The organism is Pseudovibrio exalbescens (genome assembly GCF_028737195.1).
Lineage (GTDB): Bacteria > Pseudomonadota > Alphaproteobacteria > Rhizobiales > Stappiaceae > Pseudovibrio > Pseudovibrio zosterae.
In genome coordinates this window covers 1-4,278 of the sequence record NZ_JAQZAJ010000015.1, presented here as the reverse complement: position 1 = coordinate 4,278, position 4,278 = coordinate 1, and the positions used below count along the sequence as shown (strand labels likewise).

3 protein-coding genes are annotated in these 4,278 nt (G+C 62.7%); all 3 read right to left on the bottom strand.

Annotated elements, in window-relative coordinates; genetic code table 11:
- Positions 1–3: 3 nt before the first annotated feature.
- From ptsP to dhaK, 3 genes are read right to left on the bottom strand one after another with little or no spacing between them, the layout of a single operon-like run.
- Positions 4–2,409 carry a phosphoenolpyruvate--protein phosphotransferase gene (gene ptsP / locus PUV47_RS19785; protein ID WP_274220332.1) on the bottom strand — a complete coding sequence of 802 codons (2,406 nt, stop codon included), beginning with the start codon at positions 2,407–2,409 and terminating at the stop codon, positions 4–6.
- Between the two features lie 3 nt (positions 2,410–2,412).
- Positions 2,413–3,048, bottom strand: coding sequence for a dihydroxyacetone kinase subunit DhaL (gene dhaL, locus PUV47_RS19780; RefSeq protein ID WP_274220331.1), 636 nt, complete (start codon positions 3,046–3,048; stop codon positions 2,413–2,415).
- A gap of 20 nt (positions 3,049–3,068) precedes the next feature.
- A complete protein-coding gene (gene dhaK / locus PUV47_RS19775) occupies positions 3,069–4,133 on the bottom strand; it encodes a dihydroxyacetone kinase subunit DhaK (protein WP_274220330.1) in 1,065 nt (354 codons plus the stop codon).
- Between the last annotated feature and the right edge of the window lie 145 nt (positions 4,134–4,278).

Here is a 4,278-nt window from a genome sequence, read left to right as displayed (position 1 = left end):
TTTTTATTTGATGCTCAGGGTTCTGAGTTTGGCTTTCAGGTTTGGCAGGAGAGATGGGCTTGCGGACAGTTTTGTCAGTCCGGCGTTTAGGAGTGTTTGGGTGACGTTTGTGTCGCCAGCCATTTCCCCGCACATTGAGACCGGGATGCCGGCCTTTTTGCCCGCCTTACAGGTCATGCGGATGGCGGTCAGCACGGCCGGTTCGTTGTAATCAACGAGTTCGGCGACCTTTGGATTGCCCCGGTCTGCTGCCATCACATACTGGGTGAGGTCGTTGGTGCCGATGGAGAAGAAGTCGGCTTCTGCTGCCAGGGCATCGGCATCGAGCACGGCACTTGGCACCTCGATCATGATGCCCACCTGCATGGGGGCCTGCTCTTCGGGCAATCCCAGCTCGGTGCGGCAGTCGGCGACCAGCGCCTTGACGGCCTTGAGCTCGCGCACATTGGCAATCATGGGCACCATCATCTGGATGTTGGGCTGTTCGCTTGCGGCCCGGATCAGAGCGCGGATCTGGGTCTTGAACAGCGCCGGGTCGGACAGGCACATGCGCACCCCGCGGTGTCCGAGGAACGGGTTTTCCTCTTCAGCCATGGGGTAGGAGGCCAGCGGCTTGTCGCCGCCCACATCCAGCGTGCGGATGGTGATCGGCTGGTCGCCAAAGGCAGCGGCGATGCGCTTGTACTCTTGGTACTGGCTGTCTTCATCCGGCAACTCGGCCCGGGCCTGGAACAGGAACTCGGTGCGCAACAGGCCAACGCCTTCCGCCCCTGAGGCCAGGGCCTTTTCCACATCGGCAAAACCGCCAATGTTGGCCTGCACCGGATAATGCACCCCATCCAGGGTGATGGCCGGTTCAAGGGCCCGGGTCAGGGTTTCATTGCGCTCCTTGATCCAGGCGGTGCGGCGTGCCTCAAGCTCGCCAGCCTTTTCGTCCGATGGCGCGGTCCACAGCAGGCCCTCAAAGCCGTCCAGTGTCACGGTCTGGCCCGGCGTGACCTCGCTCAGGCAGCCGGTGGCGCGCACGATGGCCGGAATGCCCATGGCGCGGGCAATGATGGCGCTGTGAGAGGTCTTGCCCCCGCCCTGCAGGCAAATGCCCAGCACGGTGTCCTTGTTCAGACGCGCGGTGTCGGAAGGCGACAGATCCTCGGCAAACAAGATGGTGTTGGGCGCAATGTCCACGCCCGCATCTTCTTCACCGGTGAGCGCCAGCATCACCTGACGGGTGATGTCGAGCACGTCCATGGCGCGCTCGCGCATGTAGGCGCTTTCGGCGGCCTCATACTGGGCCTTCAAGGCGGACATGACCTCCATCCAGGCCCGCTCGGCAATGGCCCCGCCTTCCACGGCGGCCAAAAGCTTTGGCTGCAGGTCCGGGTCGGTGAGCATGGCCTCGTGAGCGGCAAAGATCTCGGCCTTGGCCTTGTCCTTGGCGGCCTTTGCCGCAGCACTTTGCGCTCGCATGGTCTCGGCAACGGTTGCAATGGTGTCGCTCAGACGGCGGGCTTCCTCGCCCGCTGAGGTAAAGGCACGGGCCGGCACCTCAGGCATCTTGACGGTAAAGAAGGCGGCAGGTGCGCTCACAATGCCGCTGGAGGCAGCAACGCCGACAATGGCGCCTTCAACGGCGCTTGGGGCAGGGGCTGCTTGGTCTTCCGTCTCGGCTGCTTCCACCGGCGCGTCAACGTCTTCGCCAAAGCCGTCCCTGGCCAGCGCTTCAAAGGCGGCGAGGGCGTCTTGCGCCTGCGCGCCGGAGGCGGACAGCACGATGTGGTCGCCCTTGCGCACGCCCAGAACCGCCAGCGCGTTGAGGCTCTTGGCGTTGGCGCGCTCGCCCTTGCATTCAAGGGTCAGGTCGGCCTCGAACCCGGCCAGAGCGCCAACAATGGCAGCCGCCGGACGGGCGTGCAGGCCATGAGGGTTCAAAACGGTCCATTCGAAGGTGAGCGCTTCACCGCAGGCAGCTTGGCTTGCAGCCGGACCTGCGGTCTCGTCTTCAACGCCCAGATGCTTCAGCTTGGCGGCCAGCGCGCCCATGGCTTCTGCCTTGACCGCAGACAGCGGCAACCCAGAAGCGGCAGCCACCGTGGCGGCCATGGTGCCTTCCACGATCGGCGCGGCGCACAGCTCCACCTTGGAAGCCAGGTCCGGATCAATGAGCTCCAGCGCCATTTCTGCGGAGAGCAGCGCGCTGCCCAGATCCATCAGCACCAGCACGCCGCTGTCATCGGCAACGGTCTCAATGGCGCTCATCACTGCAACGGGATCGGTGCCAATGGGGTTGGCGGGATCATCGATCCCGCCCGCAACCGCAATGGGGCACTTTCCCTGTGTCATCTGTTCAGCCAGCTCAGCCACGCCATCGGCGAGCTGCCGGCTGTGGGACACAACGACAATACCTACCAAAACCTAGCTCCCGCTTACCGTGGCTGCCAGCGCCTTGATCATGATCAGGCTGGAGGTGGCACCGGCATCCTGATGGCCCACGGAGCGCTCACCCAGATAAGACGCCCGGCCCTTGCGGGCCTGCATTGGAATGGTGCTCTTGGCCCCTTCCTCGGCTGCGGCCACCATCTTGTCCAGAGCCGCCGCAATGTCGCTGCCTGCGTCCTTGGCCTCCTTGGCAGCCTGAAGCACCGGCCACCACACATCGCACATGGTCTTGTCGCCGGGCTCGGCCTTGCCGCGCATGACCACACCGGCCACGCCATCTTCCAGCATCTTGATCAGGGCCTCCAGATCCAACTCTTCGGCTGAGGCCGTTGAGGTGGCGGCGCGAATGAAGAAGGTGCCGTAAAGCGGGCCGGAGGCGCCGCCGATGGAGGACATCAAGGTCATGCCCACCCCCTTCATGATGCCGCCAATGGGCTGGGCTTCAAAGGTGGGCAGCTTTTCCATGACCTTGGTAAAGCCGCGGTTCATGTTGAGGCCGTGGTCGGCATCGCCGATCTCACGGTCCAGATCGGTCAGGTAGTCCTGCTGCGCGGCAAACTCTGCCGCGCATGCTTTCAGCCAACCGAGGATTTGGTCCTTCGTCACAGTCATGTTCTTGTCCTTGTTTGCTCTTACTTGCCCCAGCGCAGGGACGGGGCGGCCACAGGTGCATCCCACAGGGCCAGGGTGTCCGCATCGGCCTTGAGCAGGGTGATGGAGAAGCCTTCCATGTTGAGCGATGTGCAGTAGTTGCCAACCAGCGAGCGGGCGACCTTGAAGCCCGCCGCTTCCAGCCCCTTATGGGCTTCGCGATAGGCGCCGAAGAGTTCGGATTCCGGCGTGGCTCCCATGCCGTTGACCATGACGATCAGCTCATCGCCTGCCGCATAGTCCTCAACGGTGCTTTCCTCTTCCATCCACGTGCCTTCCTCGCGGTTCCAAGAGCGCACGGTGCGGGTGTAGCCGGAGTTCTCCAACAGCTCCTTGAGCATGTCGGCGACAACCGTTTGAACGTCGGTGTACGGGCGGCGCGCGATGCCCGGCTCGCCGTGAATGCCAACGCCAAACTCCATCTCGCCTTCGGCCAGATCGAAGGACGGCTTGCCCGCCGCTGGCACCACACACGCATCCAGCGCAATGCCGAAGGAGCGGGAGCGGTTGTTCAAGGTGCGGCCCATGGCTTCAACAGCCGCCAGATCCGCGCCGCGCTCACAGGCCGCGCCCAGGATCTTCTCGATCAGAACCGTGGCGCCCACGCCGCGCCGGCCTGCCGTGTAAAGGCTGTCCTTGACGGCGACGTCGTCATCAATGGTGATGGAGCCAACCGGAATGTCGTCAAAATGCAGCAGCTCAACGGCGGATTCAAAGTTGAGCACATCGCCGGTGTAGTTCTTGATGATGAGCAAGACGCCCTTTTCCGTGGCCACGGCCTTGCCGCATTCATACATCTGATCCGGGGTGGGCGAGGAGAACACCGCGCCCGGGCAGGCGGCGGTCAGCATGCCTTCGCCGATAAAGCCGGCATGCATGGGCTCGTGGCCCGACCCGCCGCCGGAGATCAGCGCCACCTTGTCACCTTCGCGCTCCCGATAAACGTAGTAAGGCTCGGTGTTCAGCTTCAGCTCCGGATGGGCCAGCGCCAGACCTTCCAACTGCTCGGCAACCACATCTTCGACCTTGTTGATCAGTTTCTTCATCGCGATCTCACTCCCTGTACACACCGCGGTCAACCAAAGGGCAAATGGCTCAAAAAAACAAAACAAACCAAAAACCCAAATAATCTTGCGTAACCTTACTAGCACACCAAAATACATAACCTCATATCCGGTATACTACAGAAGC

Coding starts and splice junctions, on each gene's coding strand:
- dhaL (WP_274220331.1), bottom strand. CDS start 3,048: ATGACTGTGACGAAGGACCAAATCCTCGGTTGGCTGAAAGCATGCGCG.
- dhaK (WP_274220330.1), bottom strand. CDS start 4,133: ATGAAGAAACTGATCAACAAGGTCGAAGATGTGGTTGCCGAGCAGTTG.